This is a genomic window from Rhizobium sp. P40RR-XXII (assembly GCF_012641405.1).
Taxonomy (GTDB): Bacteria; Pseudomonadota; Alphaproteobacteria; order Rhizobiales; family Rhizobiaceae; genus Rhizobium.
In genome coordinates, this window is the sequence record NZ_JABAII010000001.1 from 309908 (window position 1) to 335729 (window position 25822).

General features: G+C 60.3%; 25 protein-coding genes. 20 read left to right on the plus strand and 5 right to left on the minus strand.

Features of this window, described 5'->3' with window-relative positions:
- Positions 1–3: 3 nt before the first annotated feature.
- From ruvB to HGP16_RS01500, 4 genes are read left to right on the plus strand one after another with little or no spacing between them, the layout of a single operon-like run.
- On the plus strand, positions 4–1044 hold the full coding sequence (gene ruvB, locus HGP16_RS01485) for a Holliday junction branch migration DNA helicase RuvB (protein ID WP_168838252.1): 1041 nt from the start codon (positions 4–6) through the stop codon (positions 1042–1044).
- On the plus strand, positions 1045–1947 hold the full coding sequence (locus HGP16_RS01490; protein WP_168838253.1) for a metallophosphoesterase: 903 nt from the start codon (positions 1045–1047) through the stop codon (positions 1945–1947).
- Between the two features lie 3 nt (positions 1948–1950).
- Positions 1951–2463, plus strand: coding sequence for an NUDIX hydrolase (locus tag HGP16_RS01495; RefSeq protein WP_205926343.1), 513 nt, complete (start codon positions 1951–1953; stop codon positions 2461–2463).
- A gap of 9 nt (positions 2464–2472) precedes the next feature.
- A complete protein-coding gene (locus tag HGP16_RS01500) occupies positions 2473–3036 on the plus strand; it encodes a DinB family protein (protein WP_168838254.1) in 564 nt (187 codons plus the stop codon).
- Here the strand turns inward: HGP16_RS01500 and HGP16_RS01505 are convergent.
- The 3 genes from HGP16_RS01505 to HGP16_RS01515 are packed head-to-tail and all read right to left on the minus strand — an operon-like array spanning position 2981 to position 6014.
- The gene (locus tag HGP16_RS01505; RefSeq protein ID WP_168838255.1) at positions 2981–3934 is read right to left on the minus strand and encodes an NAD(P)-dependent oxidoreductase; all 954 of its coding nucleotides are present in this window, start codon (positions 3932–3934) and stop codon (positions 2981–2983) included. The two genes, HGP16_RS01500 and HGP16_RS01505, sit on opposite strands and share 56 nt — an antisense overlap.
- Positions 3931–4794, minus strand: coding sequence for a glycosyltransferase (locus tag HGP16_RS01510; RefSeq protein WP_246703269.1), 864 nt, complete (start codon positions 4792–4794; stop codon positions 3931–3933). The genes HGP16_RS01505 and HGP16_RS01510 overlap by 4 nt, the downstream gene beginning before the upstream one ends.
- The gene (locus HGP16_RS01515; protein WP_168838256.1) at positions 4794–6014 is read right to left on the minus strand and encodes an NAD-dependent epimerase/dehydratase family protein; all 1221 of its coding nucleotides are present in this window, start codon (positions 6012–6014) and stop codon (positions 4794–4796) included. The genes HGP16_RS01510 and HGP16_RS01515 overlap by 1 nt, the downstream gene beginning before the upstream one ends.
- Positions 6015–6150: 136 nt before the next feature.
- On the opposite strand from HGP16_RS01515, the gene ybgC reads away from it, so the two are divergent.
- The 12 genes from ybgC (at position 6151) to glmM (ending at position 18670) form a co-directional block, all read left to right on the plus strand.
- Entirely contained in the window at positions 6151–6606 is a 456-nt protein-coding gene (ybgC, locus tag HGP16_RS01520; RefSeq protein ID WP_168838257.1) for a tol-pal system-associated acyl-CoA thioesterase, read from the plus strand.
- Positions 6607–7023: 417 nt separating this feature from the next.
- Complete coding sequence (tolQ, locus tag HGP16_RS01525) at positions 7024–7746, plus strand: protein TolQ (protein WP_168838258.1); 723 nt, start codon at positions 7024–7026, stop codon at positions 7744–7746.
- Between the two features lie 27 nt (positions 7747–7773).
- Positions 7774–8235: a protein TolR gene (gene tolR, locus HGP16_RS01530; RefSeq protein WP_168838259.1), complete on the plus strand. Its 462-nt coding sequence runs from the start codon at positions 7774–7776 to the stop codon at positions 8233–8235.
- A gap of 9 nt (positions 8236–8244) precedes the next feature.
- Positions 8245–9477, plus strand: coding sequence for a hypothetical protein (locus tag HGP16_RS01535; protein WP_168838260.1), 1233 nt, complete (start codon positions 8245–8247; stop codon positions 9475–9477).
- Between the two features lie 71 nt (positions 9478–9548).
- The gene (locus tag HGP16_RS33745; protein WP_205926342.1) at positions 9549–9908 is read left to right on the plus strand and encodes a hypothetical protein; all 360 of its coding nucleotides are present in this window, start codon (positions 9549–9551) and stop codon (positions 9906–9908) included.
- Positions 9909–9928: 20 nt separating this feature from the next.
- Positions 9929–11233, plus strand: coding sequence for a Tol-Pal system beta propeller repeat protein TolB (gene tolB / locus HGP16_RS01545; protein WP_168838261.1), 1305 nt, complete (start codon positions 9929–9931; stop codon positions 11231–11233).
- Between the two features lie 153 nt (positions 11234–11386).
- Entirely contained in the window at positions 11387–11920 is a 534-nt protein-coding gene (gene pal, locus HGP16_RS01550) for a peptidoglycan-associated lipoprotein Pal (RefSeq protein ID WP_168838262.1), read from the plus strand.
- A gap of 160 nt (positions 11921–12080) precedes the next feature.
- Positions 12081–13100, plus strand: a complete 1020-nt coding sequence (ybgF, locus tag HGP16_RS01555) for a tol-pal system protein YbgF (protein WP_168838263.1) — start codon at positions 12081–12083, stop codon at positions 13098–13100.
- Between the two features lie 5 nt (positions 13101–13105).
- Positions 13106–14440: a tRNA lysidine(34) synthetase TilS gene (gene tilS / locus HGP16_RS01560; protein ID WP_168838264.1), complete on the plus strand. Its 1335-nt coding sequence runs from the start codon at positions 13106–13108 to the stop codon at positions 14438–14440.
- Between the two features lie 116 nt (positions 14441–14556).
- Complete coding sequence (ftsH, locus tag HGP16_RS01565) at positions 14557–16500, plus strand: ATP-dependent zinc metalloprotease FtsH (protein ID WP_168838265.1); 1944 nt, start codon at positions 14557–14559, stop codon at positions 16498–16500.
- A 286-nt stretch (positions 16501–16786) separates the two neighbouring features.
- A complete protein-coding gene (locus tag HGP16_RS33860) occupies positions 16787–17011 on the plus strand; it encodes a GDCCVxC domain-containing (seleno)protein (RefSeq protein ID WP_246703253.1) in 225 nt (74 codons plus the stop codon).
- A 306-nt stretch (positions 17012–17317) separates the two neighbouring features.
- Positions 17318–18670, plus strand: coding sequence for a phosphoglucosamine mutase (gene glmM / locus HGP16_RS01570; protein WP_168838266.1), 1353 nt, complete (start codon positions 17318–17320; stop codon positions 18668–18670).
- Between the two features lie 82 nt (positions 18671–18752).
- Here glmM and HGP16_RS01575 read toward each other — a convergent pair whose 3' ends face one another.
- A complete protein-coding gene (locus HGP16_RS01575; protein ID WP_205926341.1) occupies positions 18753–19307 on the minus strand; it encodes an SH3 domain-containing protein in 555 nt (184 codons plus the stop codon).
- Positions 19308–19625: 318 nt separating this feature from the next.
- Between HGP16_RS01575 and HGP16_RS01580 the strand changes: the two genes are divergently transcribed.
- Both HGP16_RS01580 and HGP16_RS01585 read left to right on the plus strand, forming a co-directional pair.
- On the plus strand, positions 19626–20474 hold the full coding sequence (locus HGP16_RS01580; RefSeq protein WP_168838267.1) for an outer membrane protein: 849 nt from the start codon (positions 19626–19628) through the stop codon (positions 20472–20474).
- Positions 20475–20716: 242 nt separating this feature from the next.
- Positions 20717–21550, plus strand: coding sequence for an outer membrane protein (locus tag HGP16_RS01585; protein WP_168838268.1), 834 nt, complete (start codon positions 20717–20719; stop codon positions 21548–21550).
- A gap of 111 nt (positions 21551–21661) precedes the next feature.
- Here the strand turns inward: HGP16_RS01585 and HGP16_RS01590 are convergent, their stop codons facing one another.
- A complete protein-coding gene (locus HGP16_RS01590; protein WP_246703252.1) occupies positions 21662–22447 on the minus strand; it encodes a glycosyltransferase family 25 protein in 786 nt (261 codons plus the stop codon).
- Positions 22448–22712: 265 nt separating this feature from the next.
- On the opposite strand from HGP16_RS01590, the gene HGP16_RS01595 reads away from it, so the two are divergent.
- Positions 22713–23891: a phosphoserine transaminase gene (locus tag HGP16_RS01595; RefSeq protein WP_168838269.1), complete on the plus strand. Its 1179-nt coding sequence runs from the start codon at positions 22713–22715 to the stop codon at positions 23889–23891.
- 144 nt (positions 23892–24035) lie between these two features.
- The gene (gene serA, locus HGP16_RS01600) at positions 24036–25631 is read left to right on the plus strand and encodes a phosphoglycerate dehydrogenase (protein ID WP_168838270.1); all 1596 of its coding nucleotides are present in this window, start codon (positions 24036–24038) and stop codon (positions 25629–25631) included.
- Positions 25632–25822 lie beyond the last annotated feature (191 nt).

A 25822-nucleotide genomic window follows, 5' to 3' on the forward strand; every position in this document is an offset into this window, starting at 1 on the left:
GACATGAGTGAAGCCGCACGTCTGATATCGCCGGAAAAGCGGGGCGAAGACATCGATGCGACGCTCAGGCCGCAATCGCTGGATGAATTTACCGGGCAGGCGGAAGCGCGCGCCAACCTGAAGGTCTTCATCGAGGCGGCCAAGGCGCGCGGCGAGGCGCTTGATCATGTGCTGTTCGTCGGTCCGCCCGGCCTCGGCAAGACGACGCTGGCGCAGATCATGGCGAAAGAACTCGGGGTCAATTTCCGCTCGACCTCCGGCCCTGTCATCGCCAAGGCGGGCGATCTTGCGGCGCTGCTGACCAATCTCGAGGAGCGCGACGTGCTCTTCATCGACGAAATCCATCGTCTCAATCCGGCCGTCGAGGAAATCCTCTATCCCGCCATGGAGGATTTCCAGCTCGATCTCATCATCGGCGAGGGGCCGGCGGCGCGTTCGGTCAAGATCGATCTCGCCAAGTTCACGCTGGTTGCCGCGACGACCCGTCTCGGCCTGCTGACGACGCCGCTGCGCGACCGTTTCGGCATCCCGGTGCGGCTGAGTTTCTATACGGTCGAGGAGCTGGAGCTGATCGTCCGGCGCGGCGCGAGGCTGATGGGTCTCGGCATGACTGACGAGGGTGCGCGCGAGATCGCGCGCCGTGCGCGCGGCACACCGCGTATCGCCGGCCGGCTGCTGCGGCGCGTGCGCGATTTCGCCGAGGTCGCCAAGGCCGAAGCGGTGACGCGCGAAGTTGCCGACGAGGCTCTGACGCGGCTTCTCGTCGACAATGTCGGCTTCGATCAGCTCGACAAGCGCTATCTGAACATGATCGCGGTCAATTTCGGCGGCGGCCCTGTCGGTATCGAGACCATCGCCGCTGGCCTTTCCGAGCCGCGTGATGCGATCGAGGATATCATCGAGCCCTATATGATCCAGCAGGGCTTCATTCAGCGTACGCCGCGCGGCCGCGTTTTGACCGCGATTGCCTGGAAACATCTCGGCATGCAGCCGCCAAAGGATCTGGAGGCCGCACAGTTCGGGTTGTTCCGGGAGGAAGATTGAATGCTCGGCCGTCGTGCCTTCCTGAAGCTTTTCGGCGGCAGCATATTCGGATTGATGGCACTTGGGGGATATGCCTTCGGGTATGAGCCGGTCGTCCGTCTCAATGTCACCCGTTACGCCTTGACCCCGCCGGGTTGGACGCCCGGGCTGAAGCTCCGGATCGTGGCGCTTGCCGATTTCCATGCCTGCGAGCCCTGGATGACGGCAGAGCGCATCGCTTCGATCTGCGCCCGCGCAAACCAACTTGGCGGCGACATTATTTTGCTGCTTGGGGACTATACGTCGGGAACGGACCTCATTACCTCGCGCGTCGATCATCGTATATGGTCGGCGGAACTGGCAAAGCTGCAGGCGCCACTCGGTGTTCACGCCATCGTCGGCAATCATGATTGGTGGCATGATTCGAGTGCGCAAAGAACCGGCCACGGACCGACGTTCAGCCATCGGGCATTGGAGGCTGTCGGCATCGAGGTCTATTCCAACCGCGCCGCGCGCTTGGAGAAAGACGGACAAGGCTTCTGGCTTGCCGGCGTCGAGGATCAGCTGGCTTTGCGACGGAGCATGCGCTGGAAGCGGCCGTTCACCAAGGGGCTGGACGATCTCGGTGGCACGCTGGCGCAAGTTGGCGACGATGCGCCGGTGATCCTCCTTGCCCATGAGCCCGATATCTTTCCCGCCGTTCCCCAGCGCGTTTCGCTCACCCTGTCGGGACATACGCATGGCGGACAGGTGAGGATTTTCGGCTGGTCGCCCTATTCGCCCTCGCGCTATGGTGACCGGTATGTCTATGGCCATATCGTCAAGGAGGAGCGCCATATCATTGTGTCGGGCGGCCTCGGCTGCTCTATCGCGCCAGTACGCTTCGGCGTTCCGCCGGAGATCGTCGTAATCGATGTGGGGTAGGGGATGACACCGAAACGCAAGCATATCAGATTGAATTCCGGCCGCGCTCGCTTTCAGGTGCGCGTTGCCGGACTCGGATTTCGGGACGGCCATGTCCTGGTGCATCGCGCCGTGCACGAACACTTCTGGACGTTTCCCGGCGGCCGCGCGGAGATTGGCGAGACTTCGGAAGAAACCTTGCGGCGGGAAATGATGGAAGAGATCGGCGTTGACGTTACGGTCAGGCGCCTGCTGTGGTCTGTCGAGAATTTCTTCCATTACGAGCAGCTCGACTGGCACGAGCTCGGCCTCTACTACCTGATGGATATTCCCGCCGAATTTCCCTTCGATCCCCAGGAGATCGTGCATCGCATTCAGGATGGCGACAACGATTTGGAGTTCAAATGGGTGCGGGCCACGCGAGAGGCGCTGGCGGCGCTCGATATCCCGCCCTATTTCATCGCCGATGAAATCGAGGCCTTGCCGCTGACGCCGCGTCATGTCGTCTGGCGGGACGGCAATCTCGACAGGACTTAGGGGGAGTTGATGGCCGCTTTCGATCCAGTTCGCAGTTTTCGCAAGCTTGCCTATAACAATGCATTGGCGAATGTCCGGCTGCATCGCGCCTGCGCAGCCTTGCAACCCGGCGAATTCGACGCCAAGCGGGTCAGCTTCTTTCCGTCGATCAAGGCGACCCTCAATCATATCCTGACGGTGGACTGGTTCTATGTCGATGCGCTGGAAGGCGGTACGCTGGGCCTGAAGGCTTTTGACATCGAGGAGCCGTACGACCGCCTGGACGAATTGACCGGGCAGCAGGCAGATGTCGATCGCCGGCTGGTGACCTTCTGCGAGTCGTTGACGCCGGAGGCCGGCATGCGGGTCATCGATATCCAACGCGACGGCCGCATCCAGCGGGAGCGCGCCGACGATGTGCTGAACCACCTGTTCCAGCATCAGACGCATCACCGTGGGCAGGTGCATGCCATGCTTGCCAGAACCAGCGTCGCGCCACCGCAGCTCGACGAGTTCATCGTTTCGGACGATGCACGGTTCAGGGGCGAGGAATTGGCTGTGCTTGGTTGGGACGAAACGAAGCTGATGCGCTGATGCCGGCCTGTTGCGGCATCGTTTTCGCCAGCGTTTCGATTGTCCGCCGCAGCAATGCCTTTCCGCCGACTTGCCATCCGAGCGCGCGGATTTTCGACGTATTCATGACGCTGATCGTGTCATGAGGTGCCTGCGCCGGCAGCGTGTGCGGACAGCTCGTCACGCTTTGAAGATGCCCCAGGATCTCGCGTGTATCGGTCAGAATATCCGAGAGATTGAAGGCCTCGCCATCGATCCGGCCGGCTTCCGTCTCCAGCAAGAGCCGGACAGAGCGGCCGAGATCGCGGCCATGAACTTCGGTTCCCGCGCGCGAAGGAACCGGCTTGCCGTTGAGATAGTCGTCGAACAGGCCGTCCCACTTATTGGGCCGCAGGTCGCCATAGACGCCTGTCGCTCTCAGGCTCGCGGCAGCGAAGCCGGGCGCGGAGAGTGAAAACAGGGCACGCTCCGCATCTCGTTTCACCTCACCATAGAGCGTGTTCGGCATCGGCTTTGCCGCCTCGGTCAGCTTCTCTCCAGCGATGCCATCGCCATAGATGGCGCGGGAGGAGAGAAAGATGCAACGGCGAATGCCGGCCTTTCGGGCGGTTTCGAACAGCTTGGCCGAGCCGTCGAGATTGAGGCGCCGAAAGCCGTCCGGATCCTCGCCTTCGCCGCCGCGATATTTGCCGGCGACATGGCTGAAGGCCGCATGCACGAAGAAATAGGCGTCGTCGAAAGCGCCGCTCTGATTTTCCGTTGGGTCGAGGCTCAAGGGGACGAAGGAGACCGGTTGCGGAAAGAGGCCGGCTGGCGGCGGATTGCGCCCACCGATCGCAACCTTGTATCCGGCCGACAGCAGCTCCTCGGCGATGTATCGGCCGACGAGGCCTGTTCCGCCTGAGATGAGAACTTTCATGCCGCCGCTTTCGGGTTTGCGAGCGCGGCGATATCGGGCATATTCCGGCCGGTGTGGAAGCTGTGCCACAGCTCGATCAACGGTCTGAGCTGTTCAGCCTTGGGATGGTTTTCTTCCCAGGGTTTCTCATACTGGTAATGCAGGATCGAGATGCTGTTCCAGTCCCAGAGCGCGGGCATGCTGAACCAGACATATTGCAGCATGTTCATGAATACAGGCAATCCGTGCCAATCTGGGAAGAATGTCTCGAGAAAGGTCTGATCCGTGCGCCGCCAGAAGACGTCGGGGCGGTCGAGTTGCTCGAGCATATGCCGGAAGGTTGCAAGCGAAGGCTTGGCGACGAAGACGCCCGAATTCAGCCGATGGAAATCGGCAAGGTTCTCGTAGACGTTCGGCGCGGCGGAAAATTCCGGATAATCGAAGAGCCGGTCGACATTCTTCAGCACCAAAGCGTCGGCGTCGATGAAGACGCAGGTGTCGTATTCGATCAATTGCCAGAGCCGGAGCTTGCAGAAATTGTCGAGCGGCGTGTGAAAGGAAGGCTTGCGGCCCTTGGTGAAAGGGGCGGCGGCATGGAGATTGCCACGGGCGTGTCGCTCGTTGAAAGCGTCCGACAGGGGAAGGTGTTCGACTTCGACCAGCCGGCAGTCGAGTGCGATAAGCGGGGCAAGGTCGTCTTCATTGACCCCCGCCGTATGGAGCACGACGATGTCAGCCTTCGTGCCGCTGTGAATGATGGAGCGCGCCAAGGCCACGGCCCCCATGGCGTAGTCGGCATTCGTGACGAGCGTCACGAATGCCTGCCCGGCACGGGGGCGGCTGTGAGGCCGCAACCCCTGCAGCATTTCGCTTCCGAGCATCATGACACGGATTTCAACCTCTTGCCCTCGGGATCATGGTTGACCGTCGCGGCGAGATCCTTGGTCCAGGCGGAGATGGCCGGAACGCGCGAGCGATCGACGCGGTAGGCATATTTCTTGGCTACATCGACGATTTCGCTCAGAAGGCCGGCTTCGAGCGTGATCGGCGCCAGCCCGAGGTCGAGGAATTTGTCGTTCTTGACGATCAGGTCGTTCTCCGGGGCTTCCTTGCGCGGGTTGGGCAGACGGACGACTTCTGTGCCGCTCATCTTGGCGATCATGTCGGCGAGATCGCGGATGCGATGCGTTTCCGTCATCTGGTTGAAGATTTCCACGCGGGCGCCGCGGGCCGGCGGGTTCTTCAGCGCCAGCTCGATGCAGCGCACGGAGTCCTGGAGATGGATGAAGGCGCGGGTCTGGCCGCCCGTGCCGTGCACGGTCAGGGGATAGCCGATAGCCGCCTGAATGAGAAAACGGTTCAGCACCGTGCCGTAGTCGCCGTCATAGTCGAAACGGTTGATCAGCTGCTCATGCCGGCGGGTCTGTTCCGTATGGGTGCCCCAGACGATGCCCTGATGCAGATCGGTGATCCTGAGCCCGTCATTCTTGGCATAGAACTGGAAGAGCAGCTGATCGAGGCATTTCGTCATATGGTAGATCGAGCCGGGATTGGCGGGGTAAAGGATCTCCTGGCTGACGGTGCGGCCGTCGGTCGTGTCGATGCCGACGGGCAGATAGCCTTCGGGGATGGCGGCGCCGATCGTGGAATAGCCATAGACGCCCATCGTGCCGAGATGCAAAAGATGTGCGTCGAGATTGAGTTCGACAAGCGCGTTCAGGAGATTGTGCGTGGCGTTGACGTTGTTGTTGACCGTGTAGTTCTTGTGACGATCGCTCTTCATCGAATAGGGGGCGGCACGCTGCTCGGCGAAATGCACGATGGCATCGGGGCGATGCTCGGCCAGCCACTTCTTCAGAAGCTCATAGTCCTTGGCGAGATCGATGAGGTTGAAATGGATGCGGCGGCCGGTTTCGGCGTGCCAGATGCGGGTACGTTCCTGGATCGAATCCATGGGCGTCAGCGACTGGACGCCAAGCTCCGTATCGATCCATCGGCGAGACAGATTATCGAGGATATGGATCTCATGACCGGCGTCGGAGAGATGGAGCGAGGTTGGCCAACCGATGAATCCGTCTCCGCCCATAACCGCTATTTTCATGAGATTTTTCCTTCTGCGCCGATCCGCTGTCCGGCTCTATTCCGGATAGTCGGTGTTTATGACAATTGTTCAAAGCTTGCTTGATGGCAGAACTTCGGCCAAAGAGATGCCGGACATTCAAGGAGATGCGGCAACGATGAACAGCCCCTTTCTGATTGCTGGGGAACTGGAAGCCGGAAGCCACCGGCTGGTGCAGCGAGTCTACTACGAGGATACGGATTTTTCCGGCCTCGTCTATCACGCGCGCTATCTGCATTTCCTCGAGCGCGGGCGCACGGACTATCTGCGCTGTCTCGGTGTGGAACAGCGCGAGCTCCTGAATGCCGACGAGGAGGGGCTGGTTTTCGTCGTTCACCGCATGGAGATCGATTTCAAGGGGCCGGCGCGCATGGACGACGTGCTGACGATCCGCACGGTCACGGAAAAGGCCGGCGGCGCCAAGATGGTGCTGTCCCAGGAGATACGGCGCGGCGATACATTGCTGATCGCAGCCAAGGTCATCATCGCGGTGATCAACGCGAAGGGACGCCCGCGCCGGCTGCCGGAAAAGCTCGCGGTGCAGATGCTGGCGGCATCGGAAACCGTCGGCTAAGCCGGGTTTCGCGTGCCTATGGCGACGGTCGGCTGCATGCAAGGATACCGTGCTTGCCAATGTGCGCCTTGCAATAACTTGAGTTTTGTGTGAAGGAATTCGCCGCGCAAGATTTGTCTGCGTCTGTCGCCGGTTTCATCCGGTCAGTTCTTCCCAGGAGCTAGAATAGCCATCACCGCCGTTAAATTCTTCATGTTTCGACGCTAACATTCTTTTAACCATAATAGTGTCTTACTGGTTATGTCGGAGTTTGTGCGGTGCACGCCTTCCTTTGACCAAATTTGACGGCAAGAAGGCAATTGTAAGCTTGGAAGGCTTGACCAGGGCGTTCAGCGGCGGCTGCCAAACAATTCTTGTGAGATCACTTTTAGCCGCCCGGTCTAGCGCCGGGCGTTTGGATTCGGGGATTTTGGATCAATGGAACAAGTAGCATTGGCGGCGGCGACCACACCGGACATCACGCTCTGGTCGCTTTTCATGCAGGCGGGTTTGGTCGTCAAGCTCGTCATGATCGGCCTGCTGGCAGCGTCCGTCTGGACCTGGGCGATCGTCATCGACAAATATCTGAGCTACGCGCGGGCGCGCCGGCAGTTCGATCATTTCGAACAGATCTTCTGGTCCGGCCAGTCGCTCGAAGAGCTGTACCGCACGCTTTCGGAGCGCAACAATACCGGCCTCAGCGCCATCTTCGTCGCCGCCATGCGCGAATGGAAGAAGTCCTTCGAGCGCGGCGCCCGCTCGCCGATCGGCCTGCAGATGCGTATCGACCGCGCCATGGACGTCACCCTGGCACGCGAATCGGAACATCTGACCGCTCGCCTCGGATCGCTCGCGACCATCGGTTCTGCCGGTCCGTTCATCGGCCTGTTCGGTACGGTCGTCGGTATCATGACCTCATTCCAGGCGATCGCCGGTTCGAAGTCGACCAACCTTGCGGTTGTTGCGCCCGGTATCGCCGAGGCGCTGCTGGCGACCGCCATCGGTCTGGTCGCGGCCATCCCGGCCGTTATCGCCTACAACAAGTTCTCCGGCGATGCCGGCAAGCTCTCGGGCCGCATGGAAGGTTTCGCGGACGAATTCTCCGCCATCCTTTCGCGCCAGATCGATGAGAAGCTGCAGCCGCGTCAGGCAGCACAGTAAGTAGCGGACAGGACCGGAGTATTTCACATGGCAATGTCTGTTGGAGGCAAGAGTGGCGGCGGTGGCCGCCGGGGTAGTCGTCGCGGCGGAGGCCGAGGCGGCCCGATTTCCGAGATCAACGTGACGCCGCTGGTTGACGTCATGCTCGTGCTGCTTATCATCTTCATGGTGGCGGCGCCGATGATGACCTCGGGTGTGCCGATCGACCTGCCGCAGACGCAGGCCGGCGCGCTGAACGCCCAGACGCAGCCCATCACGATCTCGATCAAGGCCGATGGCCAAGTGTTCATCGGGGAATCGCAGATCCAGGCCACCGAAATCGCGGACAAGCTGAAGGCGATCGCCACGACTGGCTATAGCGAACGCATCTTCGTAAAGGGCGATGCGAAAGCGCCTTACGGCGTCATCGCCGACGTTATGTCACGCATTCAGGAGGCCGGTTACAAGAACATCGGCCTGGTCACGCAGCAGCAGACAACGGATCACTGACGAACCGACATGAAGCGCAGTCTCGCCACTTCTGCTGTCATTCACATCCTGGTGCTGATCGGCGCCATGGTGACGCTGAGTGCGCCCGCGCCGCTGGAGACGCCGGAAAGCACGGCGATGGATGTGGACATTGTCCAGGCGGACCAGCTCCAGCAAGGCGAGAAGAAGGCGCCAGTGACGGATCACGTCTCGCGGAAACAGACGACGAAGCAGGATCAGGTCGCCAACGCCCAGAATGTCGGCGAGAACAAGGTCGACATCAAGAACCTGGTCGTGCCGACCCAACGGCCCGAGAGCGATACGGCGGCGTTGGCGCCGAAGAAGGTGGATACGCCCGTTCCGCAAGACGATCCGCGGCCGAACGACGTCAAGACGATCGAGCAGAAGGAAACGGAGGCCGCGCCGAAGGAAGTGGCCGCCGTTCCGCAGCAGAAGCCTGACGTGACGCCGACGCCGAAGCCGGATGTCACCCCACCGACCCCGAAGGCCGATGCGACGCCCACCCCGCCGCCGACCGAACAGCCGACCCAGCAGGCCGAGATCCCGGTGCCGAACAATGTTCCGGTGCCTGATGTCAAGCCGCAGCCGACGCCGCCGAAGGCCGCCGAGCAGAAGCCGGAGGTCAAGCCGCAGCCGACGCCGAAGCCGGACGTGAAGGTCGCTGACGCCAAGCCGACGGACAAGACGACGACACAGAGCACCAGCAAAACCACGTCGGCCGATGACGGCAAGAAGGACGCCGACAAGAAGCGCCAGACTCCAAAGTCCTCCAGCAAGGGCCTTGACGATGGTCTCGCCGATCAGATCAACGACCTTCTGAACAACACTTCGTCAAAAGGCGGCGCGAAGCGCTCGTCCCAGCAGGCTTCCGCCGGCGCGGATACGCAGGTCGCCTCGCGCGGTGGCATGAAGTCGCTCGGCGCTGGCAAGCTCAGCCAGAGCCAGCAGGACGGCTTGCGTGATCTGATCCAGAAGTACTGGAACCTCCCTCCCGGTCTTGAGGGCGGCGGCGACGTGCGAATCAAGGTGCACTTCAAGCTCGACAAATCCGGTCAGATCGTCGGTCAGCCGGAAGCGACGACCAACGGTGGACCGGCTTCGACACAAAGTGCCATGCAGTCCGCCGCTGTACGCGCGGTCCTTCGGGCGCAATCGGAGTTCATGACGATTCTTCCGGCGGACAAATATGAAGATTGGCAGGAAGTCGTCGTCAACTTCAGCGCAGCGGATTTGGGGATGTGATGCGGGGGGGGTGGCTTTCGTTGAAACACTGTCCTCGTCTTGGCCTGCCTTTGGTTGCGGCTCTTGGGATCATGCTGGCAGCTTCCGTATCGGTGCTGCCTGCACATGCCACCGGCGAGAATCGCCTAGGGCAGCCCGCCGGTGAAAACATTCGCAATAGCATCATCGCGAACTGGCCCCCGCCTGCCGATCTGACTGACGTGAAAGAAGTTCACGTCCAAATCCGGTTTACGCTTGATCGTGCCGGAAAGATCGTTGGCAAGCCGAAAGTGACGATGACTGGCGGCCCTCAAAAGACCCAAAAAGCTGTTGCGGCAAGTGCGCTGCGAGCCGTGCTTAGGGCTGCTCCATTCAAAAATCTGCCGATGGATCAATATGACGTCTGGAAAGAAGTAATCATCAACTTCAAAGCGGACGATCTCGGGCATTAATGCTGAAAGGCTTGACACATATGATCAGAAACTCCCTCGTTCGTCTCCTGCTGGTGCTGGCAGGTCTGACCGCAGCGTTTGCCACTCCGGCCTACGCCGTGGTGGAACTGAACATCAACAAGGGCAACGTCCAGCCGATGCCGATCGCTATCACCGACCTTCTGTCGAATGATACGCTCGGCCCGCAGATCTCAAGCGTGATTGCCGCCGATCTGCAGCGCTCCGGTCTGTTCGCTCCGATCAACAAGCAGGCCTTCATCGAGAAGATCACCAATCCGGATTCGACCCCGCGCTTCCAGGACTGGACGTCGATCAACGCGCAGGCGCTGGTGACCGGCCGCGTCACGCAGGAAGGCGGCCGCCTTCGTGCCGAGTTCCGCCTGTGGGATACGTTCGGCAACAGCCAGATGATCGGCCAGCAGTTCTTTGCCCAGCCGGACAACTGGCGCCGCGTCGCGCATATTATCGCTGACGCGATTTATCAGAAGATCACCGGCGAGAAGGGCTATTTCGATACCCGCGTCGTTTTCGTTGCCGAAAGCGGCCCGAAGACGGCTCGCAAGACGCAGCTCGGCATCATGGACCAGGATGGCGCCAATGTGCGCATGCTGACCGACGGCAGCGATCTCGTGCTGACGCCGCGCTTCTCGCCAAGCCGTCAGGAAGTGACCTACATGTCCTTCGCCAACCAGCAGCCGCGCGTCTATCTGCTGCAGCTGCAGACGGGCCAGCGCGAGCTGGTCGGTAATTTCCCCGGCATGACCTTTTCGCCGCGCTTCTCGCCGGACGGCCAGCGCGTGATCATGAGCCTGCAGCAGGAAGGCAACGCCAACATCTATACAATGGACCTGCGTTCGCGCACCACGACGCGCCTGACCTCGACGGCTGCGATCGACACGTCGCCGTCCTATTCGCCTGACGGCAGTCAGATCGCCTTCGAAAGCGACCGCGGCGGAAAGCCGCAGATCTACGTGATGGGCGCCGATGGCTCCAACCAGCGCCGCATTTCCTTCGGCGACGGTTCGTACTCCACGCCGGTCTGGTCGCCGCGTGGCGATCTCATCGCCTTCACCAAGCAGTCCGGCGGAAGCTTCTCGATCGGTGTCATGAAGACGGACGGTTCGGGGGAACGCCTGCTGACCACGGGCTTCCACAACGAAGGCCCGACCTGGGCACCGAACGGCCGCGTCATCATGTTCTTCCGCCAGCCGGCTGGTTCGGGTGGGCCGCAGCTCTATTCCATCGATCTGACCGGCTATAACGAACAGAAGATCCCGACTCCGGGCTTCGCTTCCGATCCGGCATGGTCGCCGCTTCTCGAGTAGTAGATGGACTTGCCACGTTATCGCCGCAAAGTCCTGTGAGTGGACCGTTTCCGGACGATTTTAGGACATCATTAACCATACTTGTTGGAATCGGATTAACCGAACCCGGTTACAGTCTGGCAACCCTGATAGAGACTTAAGGAGAGACCGGCTATGAGCCGCACCGCAACCCCGGCCGTTGGCCACATGCAGAACCTCGCCCGCAACCCGATCATGATCGCGCTTTTCGTTGGCCTTTCTCTGGCCGGCTGCGCCTCCAAGAAGGGTCTGCCGAACGATGCCAACGGTCTTGGCTTGAACGGTGCCGGCAACGCTACTCCGGGTTCGCCGCAGGACTTCACGGTCAATGTCGGCGACCGCATCTTCTTTGACACCGACAGCACCTCGATCCGCACCGACGCCGCCCAGACCCTCGACCGTCAGGCTCAGTGGCTTGCTCGCTACCCGAACTACGCGATCACCGTTGAAGGCCATGCCGACGAACGCGGCACGCGCGAATACAACCTTGCCCTCGGCGCGCGCCGTGCGGCTGCCACCAAGGACTATCTCGCTTCGCGCGGCGTTCCGGCCAAGCGCATGAAGACGATCTCCTACGGCAAGGAACGTCCGGTCGCGACCTGCGACGATATTTCCTGCTGGTCGCAGAACCGCCGCGCGGTCACCGTGCTCAACGGCGCCGGTTCCTGATAGGTCGAACGACCGGTCGAATTGTATAAAGGCGGCCCCTGCGGTCGCCTTTACTTTTTTGACCACACTTTGGCCGAACTCCGTTGCTTTTTGAAAGCAATTGTAAAAATCTCATTTTCGAGCCCCAGGCCCGAAGAATCAATGAGACAGGACGATCCATATGAGAAAACTTGTCGTGGCGAGCATGCTTTGTCTCGCTGCCTTTGCAGGTAGTGAGCGCGATGCTTCTGCCTTGTCGCTGTTTGGAATCCACCTCGGAGGCCGCGATGCTTCCGCGCAGTCGGCTTCCAACAATGCGTATCAGAGACAAGCACAATACGGCCAGGCACCGGTCATCAATGTTCAAAACAGCGACGCCGAAGTTCGCCTGCAGCAACTCGAAGACCAGATGCGTCAGTTGAACGGTCGCGTCGAGGAAATGAGCTATCAGCTGCTGCAGATGCAGGAGACCATCCGCAAGGCGCAGGAAGACAACGAATTCCGCTTCCAGCAGCTTGAGAAGCGTGGCGGCAGCGCGCCGACGGCAGCGGGCGGCACGATGAAGAAGAGCGAGGCCGATGTTCCGGCGCAGGGCTCCGGCGGTCAGCAGCAGGACGACATTGCTGGCGTCATCGGCGATTCGCAAAACAATGATGTCGCTTCCCAACAGGGGAGCGGCGCGGGCAAGCCGCCGAGCCAGCTTGGTTCGATCCAGTTCGACCAGGGCGGCAAACAGGTGGGAAGCTCTTCTACCGGCGCCAAGAATGGCTCGGGCGCGCCGCCGAGCGCTGGCTCCGGGACACAGACCGCTTCGCTTGGCAATGAGAACGATCAGTACAAGGCTGCCTACGGCCACGTCCTGTCTGGCGACTATAGTGTCGCCGAACAGGAGTTCCGCCAGTATCTTGACAGCTATCCGAGCAGCACGCGGGCCGCGGACGCGAATTTCTGGCTCGGAGAGGCGCTTTATTCGCAGGGCAAGTACAACGATGCCGCCAAGACCTTCCTCAATGCGCATCAGAAATATAGCGGCTCCGAGAAGGCACCTGAAATGCTGCTGAAGCTCGGCATGTCGCTCGCCGCCCTTGATAACAAGGACACTGCCTGCGCCACGCTTCGCGAAGTGAGCAAGCGCTACCCGAAGGCATCGAAAGCCGTGACCGGCAAGGTTGCCAGCGAAGAGAAGCGGCTTGCCTGCTGAGCGCCATGTCTACTGACGCTGTGACCGGCGGTGCCACAGCCCTCATGCCAGAAGCCGCCGCGGCCGAATTCCTCCAGTCCCTATCGACGCCTGCTCATATTCTGGTTGCCGTTTCCGGCGGCAGCGATTCCACCGGGCTTCTGATTGCCCTTGACGAGCAGCTGAAATCCCATTCCTACAGAGATATCACCCTGAGCGCCGCGACCATCGACCATGGCTTGCGCGCCGCCGCGGCCGACGAAGCGCGAGAGGTCGCCGCACTCTGCGCTTTGCGCGGCATTTCCCATTTTATCTGCCGCTGGGAAGGTGAAAAACCCAAGGCCGGCATCATGGCCGCGGCCCGCGAGGCACGCTATGAATTGCTCGCCGATCTCGCCGAGGAGATTTCGGCCAATCTCATCGTCACAGCACACACCATGGATGATCAGCGCGAGACCATGGTCATGCGCGGCAAGCGCCGGCTGGAGGATGTGGACGGCATTGGCACCGGCATTGCCGACGCGGTGCTGTTTGACCGGCGTAGCTGGATTGTCAGGCCGTTTCTGGCCTGCCGGCGGATGGATATCAGAACCTATCTCGAGATGCATGGCATATCCTGGCTCGACGACCCCAGCAACGAGGATTCGAGATATGAGCGCGTGCGTACGCGCATGGAACTTGGAACGGATCCGCCGAGCTCATCGCCACCGGGGAATGGCGGTTCCGGTCGCGCCGTGCTCTCCGCGAAGGCGGCCAGGTGGCTGGACGACCACGTCACGATCCATGCGAATGCGCTTTGTGCCATCGACCGATCCGGCCTTTCGGCGGATAAAGCGGTCGTCGCCTATGTCCTGTCCTATCTTGCCGCGGTCTTCGGCGGCAGGCCTTACGCGCCGGGGCGCGTGCAAATGGAGCGTGTTCTCGAATTTGTGAACGGCGCGGATTCCGGCCGGCGCACCGCCGGCGGCGTGGTCTTCGATCTGCGTCGCGATGGGCTCTACCTCATGCGGGAAAGCCGCAATATCGCGCGGCTGTCGGTTCCATCAGGCGAAAAGGGCAATTGGGATGGTCGCTTCGAGATAAGCAATTCGGGTCGGACGCCGATCAGCGTGCGCGCCGCCGGGACAGAGAATGCGACGTTTTTTCCGCCGAACCTGCCGAAAGGGGCCGTGCGGCGTGCTACGGCAGCGATGCCGCTGATTGTGACGGAAGCGGGGATAAAGGCGGGATCGATTGCGGTTATGCCCCGTCTTGCGCCTTTCGACCGCTTTTTGACACGATTCGACCTCACATTCGCAGATCGGCTTTCAATCGCTTTTGGCCGTGAAGCCTATATGCGGCCACCGCTTTCGGTCTTATAGACGGAAAAAACATGCGGCGATGCGGTTTGCCTTGGCAACGGCTTGGCGCAACCCTATGTTAGGGATCAAGTAATGCCGTCGCTTAAGCGGCGGAAGTTTCAGTGCTGGGGAGTTCGATGAACCCTAATTTTCGTAATTTCGCTCTGTGGGCAATCATAGCTCTGCTGTTGATTGCCCTGTTCAGCATGTTTCAGAACGCGCCGGCACAAACAGGCTCCAGGGAAATACCGTATTCGCAGTTCCTCCGGGAAGTTGATTCCGGCCGCGTCCGTGACGTGACCGTTACGGGCAACCGCGTCATCGGCAGCTATGTCGAAAACGGCGCGGCCTTCCAGACCTATGCTCCGGTCATCGATGACAGCCTGCTTGAACGCCTGCAGTCCAAGAATGTCATCGTTGCCGGCCGCCCGGAATCGGACGGTTCCTCGAGCTTCCTGAGCTATCTCGGCACGCTGCTGCCGATGCTCCTGATCCTTGGCGTCTGGCTGTTCTTCATGCGGCAGATGCAAGGCGGCTCGCGCGGCGCCATGGGCTTCGGCAAGTCAAAGGCGAAGCTTCTGACGGAAGCGCATGGCCGCGTCACCTTCGATGACGTCGCCGGCGTCGATGAAGCCAAGCAGGATCTGGAGGAAATCGTCGAGTTCCTGCGCGATCCGCAGAAATTCCAGCGCCTCGGCGGCCGCATTCCGCGCGGTGTTCTGCTTGTAGGCCCTCCGGGTACGGGTAAGACGCTACTGGCGCGCGCCATTGCCGGCGAAGCCAATGTGCCGTTCTTCACCATCTCCGGTTCCGACTTCGTCGAAATGTTCGTCGGTGTCGGCGCAAGCCGCGTTCGCGACATGTTCGAGCAGGCAAAGAAGAATGCACCCTGCATCATCTTCATCGACGAAATCGACGCCGTCGGCCGCCATCGTGGCGCCGGTCTCGGCGGTGGTAACGACGAGCGCGAACAGACGCTCAACCAGTTGCTGGTCGAGATGGACGGCTTCGAGGCCAACGAAGGCATCATCCTGATCGCCGCCACCAACCGTCCTGACGTCCTCGACCCCGCGCTGCTGCGTCCGGGCCGCTTCGACCGTCAGGTCGTGGTTCCGAACCCGGATATCGTCGGTCGCGAGCGCATCCTCAAGGTTCATGCCCGTAACGTGCCGCTGGCTCCGAATGTCGATCTGAAGACGCTTGCCCGCGGTACGCCCGGCTTCTCCGGCGCCGATCTGATGAACCTCGTCAACGAAGCCGCCTTGATGGCCGCCCGCCGCAACAAGCGTCTGGTAACCATGCAGGAGTTCGAAGACGCCAAGGACAAGATCATGATGGGCGCCGAGCGCCGCTCTTCGGCAATGACCGAAGCGGAAAAGAAGCTCACCGCCTATCACGAGGCCGGTCACGCGATCACGGCGCTCTATGTCGCCGTCGCCGATCCGCTGCACAAGGCGACCATTATTCCGCGCGGCCGCGCGCTCGGCATGGTCATGCAGCTTCCCGAGGGCGACCGCTATTCGATGAGCTACAAGTGGATGGTGTCGCGCCTCTGCATCATGATGGGCGGCCGCGTTGCCGAAGAGCTAACCTTCGGCAAGGAAAACATCACCTCGGGTGCGTCTTCCGATATCGAGCAGGCGACCAAGCTTGCCCGCGCGATGGTGACCCAATGGGGCTTTTCCGACGAGCTCGGCCTGGTTGCCTACGGCGAGAACCAGCAGGAAGTCTTCCTCGGCCACTCCGTCTCGCAGTCGAAGAACGTTTCGGAGGCGACCGCGCAGACAATCGACACCGAGGTCCGCCGCCTGATCGACCAAGCCTATCATCAGGCCAAGGATATCCTCACCGAACAGCATGACGGCTTCGTGGCGATCGCCGAAGGCCTGCTCGAATACGAGACGCTGACGGGCGAGGAGATCAAGGCGCTCATTCGCGGTGAAAAGCCGGCGCGCGATCTCGGCGACGACACGCCGCCGAGCCGCGGCTCAGCCGTGCCGAAGACCGGCGCCAAGAAGGATGGTTCGCTCGGTGCCAAGGGCGACGAGCCCGAAGGCGGCTTCGAACCGCAGCCGCGCTGACGCACGGAGCCGATTGACCATGTAGACGAAGAGGCCGGTTCTCCTTTGAATAGGGAACCGGCCTTTTTCTTGAGGCTGTGCGGAACGAACAGAAGCCGAGGTCGGTACTGATGATGGTCCGAACATCGGAATTGACGGGAGAGTGGGTCGTTACCTGCGGCTAGCGATGTCGATGGCGATCAGGGCAGCGGGCTTGTCTGCATTCATGTCGTCGAGGGCCGCAATCGTAAATCGGCGTTCGCCGGTCTCGTCGCCGGCATTGCCCTACTGATGATCGAATATCTCCATGCGTACAGCATCCGTGATTCTCAGCTCAACGATTACCTGTCCGATTTGCGGTTTCAAGGCGAGGGAAACGATGCCAACCGACGCCTGCCAGTATTTCTATGATTGCAAAGGCTGTGGCGCCAGCCTTCAGCCAAAGGCCGGTGCTTGTTGTGTGTTTTGCTCGTTCGGAACCGTTCCTTGCCCACCGATCCAGGCTCAGGGCGGGCAAGGCCGTTGCTGTTGACTAGCGTGACACCACGATGATGAGGCTGCAAGTACAGCCTTGAATGCACAATCGTCGTAGCCGGGGGAAGTAATATGGGCAGCTTATGTTGTGAATTGGAATATTGTCCGCCTCCACCCGATGCGGTTTTTTAGTGCTTATTAATGGTAACGCGTTGTAATAGGCGGTCTCGGTAATTTAAGTGCCGAGTTTTACAATCTGTGGCATGAGCCACAGGCATCGATGCTCAAAGCGTCTCTGGATTCAGAGCAGTGTTTTCGATGCCGCTGCATGTTTCGCGAAAATGCAGCAACGACAGGAGTGCATATGAAACGTCGCTATTTCGGAACTGACGGAATTCGCGGTCAATCCAACATCTATCCGATGACGCCGGATCTTGCCATGCGCGTGGGTATCGCCGCCGGCACGATCTTCCATCGGGGTAGTCACCGTCACCGCGTCGTTATCGGCAAGGACACACGTCTTTCCGGTTATATGCTGGAAAACGCGATGGTCGCAGGCTTTACTGCGGCCGGCGTCGATGCCTTCGTTCTCGGCCCTATTCCGACGCCGGCCGTCGCCATGCTGACTCGCTCGCTGCGTGCCGACATCGGCGTCATGATTTCCGCTTCGCATAACCCTTACGAGGACAACGGCATCAAGCTTTTCGGGCCGGACGGCTACAAGCTGTCCGACGATCTTGAAATGAAGATCGAGGATCTGCTCGACAAGGACGTTACCGAGCATCTTGCCAAGGCTGAGAATATCGGCCGTGCCAAGCGCATCGACGGCGTGCATGACCGCTACATCGAGCATGCCAAGCGCACCCTGCCGCGTGACGTCACGCTGCAGGGACTGCGCATTGCCATCGACTGCGCCAATGGGGCCGCCTATAAGGTTGCCCCGGCCGCCCTTTGGGAACTCGGCGCCGACGTCGTGACCATCGGCAATGAGCCGAACGGTACGAATATCAACCTGAATTGCGGTTCCACCAGCCCTGTCGCCCTGCAGAAGAAGGTGGATGAAGTGCGCGCCGATATCGGCATCGCGCTGGATGGCGACGCCGACCGCGTCATCATCGTCGATGAGACCGGCACGATCATCGATGGCGATCAGCTGATGGCTGTCATCGCAGAGAGCTGGGCCGAGAGCCAGACATTGCGCGGCAACGGCATCGTGGCGACCGTCATGTCCAATCTCGGCCTCGAGCGTTTCCTGGAAGAGCGCGGCATGTCGCTTGCCCGGACCGCCGTCGGCGACCGCTATGTCGTCGAGCATATGCGTCAGCACAATTACAATGTCGGCGGCGAGCAATCGGGTCATATCGTGCTGTCCGATTACGGCACGACAGGCGATGGGCTCGTGGCCGCGCTGCAAATCCTTGCCTCGGTAAAACGCACCGGCAGGACGGTCAGCGAAGTCTGCCGGCGTTTCGAGCCCGTGCCGCAGCTCTTGCGCAATGTCCGCATAGCTGGCGGCAAGCCGCTGGAGGATATTCAGGTGCGGCAGGCGATCGCCGATGCGGAAAGCGAGCTTGCCCGCAGCGGCCGCCTGGTCATCCGTCCTTCCGGCACCGAGCCCTTGATCCGGGTCATGGCCGAGGGCGACGATCGCGGCCAGATCGAGCGTATCGTCGGCGGATTGATCGACGTAATTTCGAGCGTCCGCTCGGCAGCCTGAGACTGGAAATACTGGATATCCAAATCTATGGCCGCCTCATCGAGGCGGCCGTTTTGTTTTCCGCCGGTGAGGCAAAGGCGGCTTACTGGAACATTTCGCCGGGATAGGCGCCCCAGAGTTTTTCCTGCCTGACATAGCCTCTTGCCGAATGCTCCCCTACGGAAACACGGCACCATGTTCCCGTGCAGGACTGCAGCGAAACCAGTACGCGAGGCTGCAGCTCCGCGACCGCCCGAGCGGCCGGATTGGGATCGGCGCGCAGCATGGCATTCTTGGTCAGCCAGGGCGCGATCACCGCCATACGTGTGCCGGAGAGCAGGGCACTATGCATCCAGCCGGTCACGCCGGTGTCGTCGCGGACCTGCCGCCAATGGCCATATTCGTCGATGATCTCCAGGGGCAGGCCCGGTTTCGTATAGATCCATTTGGTTGCGTAGATGGTCGATGGACCCACGCGCATGCGTGCCTTCTGAGCCCGCAGGGAAACATAACGAGGGATCGGCAATCCCGTTTCGCGACCCTTGTTCCATGCCGTGGCCGCGACGGGTTTTATCGGCTTCGTGCCGGCCAGAGCGGCAGGGCTCAGGAAGAGGATAAGGAGCCCCAGGCAGGTCCATAGCTTTCGATGGCAAGTCAAAGACTTCCTCCTGAGTTAGCTTCCGGCCACCGCACTGTAGTGGCTCTATTCTTGCCAATTCGTTTAAAATCCAGACCTCCACGACACCTGGTGGCGCATGTCCTCGCGAAGAAGGGAGGAGGTGAAACGGCCGCATCTCGTTCTCTTTATTATAAAATCACAAGTTTCTAATATATTAAATAAAGTATAGTCTCTGAATAAACAGGGTAAATATTCGTAGTTAATCAGGCTTTAACTCATTTTCATCATTATCCCTGTCATGTCTTTTCGATTGGCAAGCGTCTGCTGCGCCAAGGCAAGAAATTTGGAGCCAAAGCCATGATGAAATCCCTAATAGGAGCACTTGCCACTTTGCTTGTCGGCACGTCGGCCTTTTCTGCTGATCTTTATACACCGGAACCCGCGCAGTCGGCGCCGGAAGTGACTGTCGCCCAATCCAGCGGCTGGTACCTGCGCGGCGATGTCGGCTATGCCTTCACGAACCTGCGCGGCGCCAACTATTTCCAGGGCTCCAATTCCAGCCTGGTCGATTTCGATAGGGCGTCGCTCGATGACAACCTCACGCTCGGCGGCGGTATCGGTTATCAGATCAATAACTACCTGCGCACGGACTTGACGTTCGATTATCTCTTCAAGTCCGACTTCAAGGGTTCGACGAAGGGCAATTGCGGCGGCTGCGGTCCGGACTTCACGTCCGTCCCGGCAACGTCCCGCGACCTGGCATCCCTGACGGCCTTCAGCTTGCTCGCCAACGCTTACGTCGATCTCGGCACGTACGGCATCTTCACGCCTTATGTCGGTGGTGGTCTCGGTGGTACCTACGTCAAGTGGAGCAATCTGAAGAACACCTCTTGCTCGGACGCCAATCCGGACTCCTGCGACGGATCGGTTACGCATAATGGTCGCGGCAGCTGGCGCTTCACCTACGCGCTGATGGCCGGTACGTCCATCGATCTGAGCTGCAATCTCAAGGCTGACGTCGGCTATCGCTATCGGCATATCCAGGGCGGCGATATGTTCGGCTTCGCTGAAAACGGCGGCCCCGGCTACGATAAGGGCCTGAACCTGCACGAAGCTCGCATCGGTGCCCGTTACACCTTCGGCGGCTGCCAGACGGCAAGCTACATGCCGCCGGCCGATATTCCGGCCCAGCCGGTCTACAAATAAGCATACCTCACGCAAGCCATTGAAAAGCCGTCCGGTTTCCTCCGGGCGGCTTTTGTCTTTTCTCCCTGCCGTTAAGCAATTCTTCCGTGCTTTAAAGCTTCATTAACCATGAATTCCCTATGGTTAATGAAATGAGAATGGCGGCTTTCCCGCAGGGTCTCTTCTCTGACGGGCTCGCGGGCAAGCAAAGGCCGACCGGTTCGACGCGCGGGCATTCGCCCGAGGATGGAAGGCGAGGGGTAATGATCCGTTTTGACGCTTTGGCGCTGGCCGCAGCGATGGCAGGCGCATCGGCGGGCGTTGCTCTTGCGGGCGATGCGCCGCCGGAAATCAAGGTGCCCGAAGTCAGTGTCCCAGAGGTCAGCGTCAAGGATGCGAAGGGATGGTACGTTCGCGGTGATGTCGGTTATGCCGTCAATGCCAGCCGCAACAACACGACGTTCCGCGCTTACGATCCAGCTGGTGGCGACTACAGTTCGAGCCGCTTCGATTCGACCCGCTTTGGCGGCGATTTTTCCGGCGGCCTGGGCGTCGGCTATCAATTCAACGATCTATTTCGCGCCGATGTCACTGGGGATTTCTTCAGCGGCGATTTCGACGGCCGAATCTCCAGCAATTCGCCTTGCGCCAGCGGAGCCGCAGGCACAGGTTGCTCCACAAAGGCGCATTCTTCCTTCAGGGCCGGCAGCCTGATGGTCAACGGCTACGTCGATCTCGGAACGCTTGCCGGCTTTACGCCCTATGTCGGTGCGGGACTGGGTGCGACGCGTGTCTCGTGGAGCAGCGTCAATGCCATGGGCTCCTGCGTGGACGGTGCTTCCGGCTGTGGTGGCGTGGCTTCGATCAGCGCGCGCTATCCGGGCGATAGCGACTGGCGCATGACCTATGCTCTGATGGCGGGTGTCGCCTACGAGGTTGCGCCGAATATCAAGGTCGACCTTGGCTATCGCTTCTCCCACGTTGCCGGCGGAGACATGTTCGGCGAATCGGTGGCGAGCGCAGGCGGCACTGTGGGTCGTGACGGTGCGCTCTCGCGGCACGAAATCCGGATCGGTCTCAGGATCACGACCTGGTAGGATCGAGGCTTAGAGCGGTTCAGCTTTTCAATGAGCCTCTGAGCCGCTCTATCTCTTTGTTTCCTTGCAATTCCGGACGGAAAACCGCTGCGCACTTTTCCTGGAATTGCTCTATGGCGTCGTCAGCACATAGTTGATACGCCGAAAGAAATCCAAAGTTCGGAAGATGTGGGCGGGTACGCGCCGCCACGCAGAAGACTTGGCGGCGCGATAATCGCGGCGCCAGCCGATCATGGTGGTTCGCTGCAGCCGGCTGAAGCCGGCGATATTGGCGCGTGTGCTGAAGATCGATATATGCATGTCCCAGCCACGCTCCACCGCCACGTCCCAAGGCAATGACATGACCTCTAGCGATTTGACGATTCTCTCGGCGCCGCGGCGCGTGACGAGATAGCAGGCCGTCGAACCCTGTGGGCCGAAAAGGCAACGACCGACGACATCTCCCTTCCTGCTGCGCATCATGGCACGGAAGCCGTTCCAGCGATGGTTGACAAGCTTGATCAGGTCGGCGGTCGGCGCCGCTTCCTTGGCGGCTATAGCGCGCGCCAGGAAATCGGCATCCAGGGCGACATCATCCTCGATGATGATGGCCATTGCGTCGCTGCTCGCAAGAAACTGGCGCAATGCAAGCAGATGGCTGCGATAGCAGCCATATTCACCAGGCAGGATCGTCCGACCGTGCCGGCGCTGGAAACGGTCGTGGTCCACGTCGATCCATTGATCACGCGGGACGAGGGCGCCGTCGACGCCGTCGATGCGTTCAAATCGGAAGCCGAATTCATCGCTCTGCCGGCGGATCTCCGCCAACCTCTCCGTCGCGCGGTCAATATTGATCAGATAGACCGGCACGGTCTGTGCCGGCATGAAGGGGCTTTCGGCGAGCGCAGTTAGTAACATTGGGCACACTTGTTATTTCTATCGGCGCGGCCATGGGACGCTAGGCCTTATATGATTGTGCTTCGGCACAAAAACCAGTTTTTATGTGGCCAAATTTGGCTGAATTTCATTGTGCGTAACTTACGCACCGTCAAACTTTTCGCACGACTTTGTGATCGAGCGCCATCCGCAAATTTTACTATTGTGCTCGTGCTCGGCTTCCAATATACCCGGCGGCGGGACACTCCTCCCCAACGAGGAGCTTTCTATCTGAGAGGATAGCATCATGACTAAGCTCGCCAAGCCGGACATCCGTCCGAATAATACCCATTTTTCTTCTGGTCCATGCTCGAAACGTCCAGGTTGGACACTTAATGCTCTTTCCGATGCGGCCCTTGGCCGTTCGCACCGCGCGAAGGTCGGCAAGACAAAGCTGAAGCAGGCCATCGATCTTACCCGCGAAATTCTGGAAGTGCCGGCAGATTACCGCATCGGCATCGTCCCGGCCTCCGATACCGGCGCCGTAGAGATGGCGCTTTGGTCGCTGCTCGGCGAACGCGGCGTCGACATGCTCGCCTGGGAAAGCTTCGGTGCCGGCTGGGTTACCGATGTCGTCAAGCAGCTGAAGCTCAAGAACGTCCGCAAGCTTGAAGCCGCCTATGGCGAGCTGCCCGATCTTTCCGCTGTCGATTTCGACCGCGACGTGGTCTTCACCTGGAACGGCACCACCTCGGGCGTGCGCGTTCCGAACGCCGATTTCATCCCGGCCGACCGCAAGGGCCTGACGATCTGCGATGCCACCTCGGCCGCTTTCGCTCAGAACCTCGATTTTGCCAAGCTCGATGTCGTCACCTTCTCCTGGCAGAAGGTTTTGGGCGGCGAGGGCGCACATGGCGTCATTATCCTGTCGCCGCGCGCCGTCGAGCGCCTGACGACCTATCAGCCGGCCTGGCCGCTGCCGAAGATCTTCCGCATGACCAGCGGCGGCAAGCTGATTGAAGGCATCTTCACCGGAGAGACGATCAATACGCCTTCGATGCTCTGCGTTGAAGACTATATCGACGCTCTCCTCTGGGCGAAGGATCTCGGCGGCCTGAAGGCGCTGATCGGCCGTGCCGATGCCAACGCCAAGGTCATCCACGATTTCGTTGCCGCCAATGGCTGGATCGCCAATCTCGCCGTCAAGGCCGGGACGGAATCCAACACGTCCGTCTGCCTGAAGATCGTCGACAAGGATGTCGTCGCTCTCGATGCCGACGGCCAGGCGAATTTCGCCAAGGGTCTGGTCGCACTCCTCGAAAAGGAAGCGGTTGCTTTTGACGTGGGCCATTACCGCGACGCACCGTCCGGCCTGCGCATCTGGGCCGGTGCGACGATCGAAGCTGCCGACATGCAGAAGCTGATGCCCTGGCTCGCCTGGGCTTTCGAAACGCAGAAGGCGACGCTCTCCCAGGCCGCTGCCTGAGGTTTGAAGCGTTTATGGCTCCGCCACGATCGGCGGAGCCCAGCATCCCGAAATTCTCGTTGTATCCTGCAATTCCATACGGAAAGCCGCTTTACACGTTTCCCGGAATTGCTCGTCTTAGCTGACCCTTTTCAGGAGGCCTCAATGGCACCTCGCGTTCTCGTATCCGACGAACTGTCGGAAACCGCCGTCCAGATCTTCCGCGATCGTGGCGTCGAAGTCGATTTCCAGCCGCAGCTTGGCAAGGACAAGGACAAGCTGTTCGAAATCATCGGCAAGTATGATGGTCTTGCCATCCGTTCCGCCACCAAGGTGACCGAAAAGATCATCGAAGGGGCCAAGAACCTCAAGGTTGTCGGCCGCGCCGGTATCGGTGTCGACAATGTCGATATTCCAGCCGCCTCGCGCCGCGGTATCATCGTCATGAACACCCCGTTCGGCAACTCGATCACAACAGCCGAACATGCCATCGCGCTGATGTTCGCCGTCGCCCGCCAGCTTCCGTCTGCCGATGCCTCGACCCAGGCCGGCAAGTGGGAAAAGTCGAAGTTCATGGGTGTCGAAATCACCGGCAAGACGCTCGGCATCATCGGTGCCGGCAATATCGGCTCCATCGTGATCTCCCGCGCCATCGGCCTGAAGATGCACGTCGTTGCCTACGACCCGTTCCTTTCCAAGGAGCGCGCCGAGGAAATGGGCGTGACCAAAGTCGAGCTCGATGAGCTGTTCGCGCGCGCCGATTTCATCACGCTGCACGTGCCGCTGACCGACAAGACCCGCAATATCATCGACGCGAGCGCCATTGCCAAGATGAAGCAGGGCGTGCGCATCATTAACTGCGCCCGCGGCGGTCTCGTCGATGAGGCAGCCCTTGCCGCCGCCATCAAATCAGGCCATGTCGCCGGCGCCGCTTTCGACGTCTTCGAGGTCGAGCCCGCGAAGGAAAGCCCGCTCTTCGGCCTTCCGAACGTCGTCTGCACGCCGCATCTCGGCGCGTCGACCACGGAAGCGCAGGAAAACGTCGCGCTCCAGGTTGCGGAGCAGATGGCCGACTACCTCGTCAAGGGTGCCGTCTCGAATGCCATCAACATGCCCTCGATCACTGCCGAGGAAGCGCCGATCCTGAAGCCGTTCATCAAGCTTGCCGATGTTCTCGGTGCCTTTGTCGGCCAGGTCACGGAAGATCCGATCAAGGAAATCGAGATCCTCTATGACGGCGTGACCGCCAACATGAACACCAAGGCTTTGACGAGCGCGCTGCTTGCCGGCTTGATCCGCAACCAGGTTGCCGACGTCAACATGGTTTCGGCGCCGATCATGATCAAGGAAAAGGGTATCGTGCTTGCTGAAGTCAAGCGCGATAAGACCGGCGTCTATGATGGCTACATCAAGCTGACGGTTACCACCGACAGCATGACGCGCTCCGTTGCCGGCACCGTCTTCTCGGACGGCAAGCCGCGCTTCATCCAGATCAAGGGCATCAACCTCGATGCCGATGTCGGCAACCACATGGTCTATATCGCCAATACCGACGTTCCCGGCATGATCGGCTTCATCGGCACGACGCTCGGCTCCGCCGGTGTCAACATCGCCAACTTCCAGCTCGGCCGCGACAAGCAGGGCGGCGATGCCATCGCGCTTCTCTATGTCGACGGTCCGATCAGCGATGACGTGCTTGCCAAGCTGACGGCGCATCAGGCGATCCGCCAGGCAAAGCCGCTGGTGTTCAACGTCGATTGAGCCCGCCCGCCCGCTAAGGGGCGGCAGCCAGAGAGTTTGCTCCTCCCAAGAGCCAATCCGGAAGCCCGGCGCGACGCGAGTTGCGCCGGGCTTTCTTCATGATTGCTTGGGTTGTGGATAAGCTGAAGCTGTGGACTATCTAGGCCGCCGAAACGCGCCTATCTCTTTTGCCATGGAGGCATTGCGGAAGA

Bases quoted from the DNA above. Each gene is read 5' to 3' on its own strand.
- ruvB (WP_168838252.1), top strand. From the start codon at position 4: ATGAGTGAAGCCGCACGTCTGATATCGCCGGAAAAGCGGGGCGAAGAC.
- HGP16_RS01490 (WP_168838253.1), top strand. From the start codon at position 1,045: ATGCTCGGCCGTCGTGCCTTCCTGAAGCTTTTCGGCGGCAGCATATTC.
- HGP16_RS01495 (WP_205926343.1), top strand. From the start codon at position 1,951: ATGACACCGAAACGCAAGCATATCAGATTGAATTCCGGCCGCGCTCGC.
- HGP16_RS01500 (WP_168838254.1), top strand. From the start codon at position 2,473: ATGGCCGCTTTCGATCCAGTTCGCAGTTTTCGCAAGCTTGCCTATAAC.
- HGP16_RS01505 (WP_168838255.1), bottom strand. From the start codon at position 3,934: ATGAAAGTTCTCATCTCAGGCGGAACAGGCCTCGTCGGCCGATACATC.
- HGP16_RS01510 (WP_246703269.1), bottom strand. From the start codon at position 4,794: ATGCTCGGAAGCGAAATGCTGCAGGGGTTGCGGCCTCACAGCCGCCCC.
- HGP16_RS01515 (WP_168838256.1), bottom strand. From the start codon at position 6,014: ATGAAAATAGCGGTTATGGGCGGAGACGGATTCATCGGTTGGCCAACC.
- ybgC (WP_168838257.1), top strand. From the start codon at position 6,151: ATGAACAGCCCCTTTCTGATTGCTGGGGAACTGGAAGCCGGAAGCCAC.
- tolQ (WP_168838258.1), top strand. From the start codon at position 7,024: ATGGAACAAGTAGCATTGGCGGCGGCGACCACACCGGACATCACGCTC.
- tolR (WP_168838259.1), top strand. From the start codon at position 7,774: ATGGCAATGTCTGTTGGAGGCAAGAGTGGCGGCGGTGGCCGCCGGGGT.
- HGP16_RS01535 (WP_168838260.1), top strand. From the start codon at position 8,245: ATGAAGCGCAGTCTCGCCACTTCTGCTGTCATTCACATCCTGGTGCTG.
- HGP16_RS33745 (WP_205926342.1), top strand. From the start codon at position 9,549: ATGCTGGCAGCTTCCGTATCGGTGCTGCCTGCACATGCCACCGGCGAG.
- tolB (WP_168838261.1), top strand. From the start codon at position 9,929: ATGATCAGAAACTCCCTCGTTCGTCTCCTGCTGGTGCTGGCAGGTCTG.
- pal (WP_168838262.1), top strand. From the start codon at position 11,387: ATGAGCCGCACCGCAACCCCGGCCGTTGGCCACATGCAGAACCTCGCC.
- ybgF (WP_168838263.1), top strand. From the start codon at position 12,081: ATGAGAAAACTTGTCGTGGCGAGCATGCTTTGTCTCGCTGCCTTTGCA.
- tilS (WP_168838264.1), top strand. From the start codon at position 13,106: ATGTCTACTGACGCTGTGACCGGCGGTGCCACAGCCCTCATGCCAGAA.
- ftsH (WP_168838265.1), top strand. From the start codon at position 14,557: ATGAACCCTAATTTTCGTAATTTCGCTCTGTGGGCAATCATAGCTCTG.
- HGP16_RS33860 (WP_246703253.1), top strand. From the start codon at position 16,787: ATGCGTACAGCATCCGTGATTCTCAGCTCAACGATTACCTGTCCGATT.
- glmM (WP_168838266.1), top strand. From the start codon at position 17,318: ATGAAACGTCGCTATTTCGGAACTGACGGAATTCGCGGTCAATCCAAC.
- HGP16_RS01580 (WP_168838267.1), top strand. From the start codon at position 19,626: ATGATGAAATCCCTAATAGGAGCACTTGCCACTTTGCTTGTCGGCACG.
- HGP16_RS01585 (WP_168838268.1), top strand. From the start codon at position 20,717: ATGATCCGTTTTGACGCTTTGGCGCTGGCCGCAGCGATGGCAGGCGCA.
- HGP16_RS01590 (WP_246703252.1), bottom strand. From the start codon at position 22,447: ATGTTACTAACTGCGCTCGCCGAAAGCCCCTTCATGCCGGCACAGACC.
- HGP16_RS01595 (WP_168838269.1), top strand. From the start codon at position 22,713: ATGACTAAGCTCGCCAAGCCGGACATCCGTCCGAATAATACCCATTTT.
- serA (WP_168838270.1), top strand. From the start codon at position 24,036: ATGGCACCTCGCGTTCTCGTATCCGACGAACTGTCGGAAACCGCCGTC.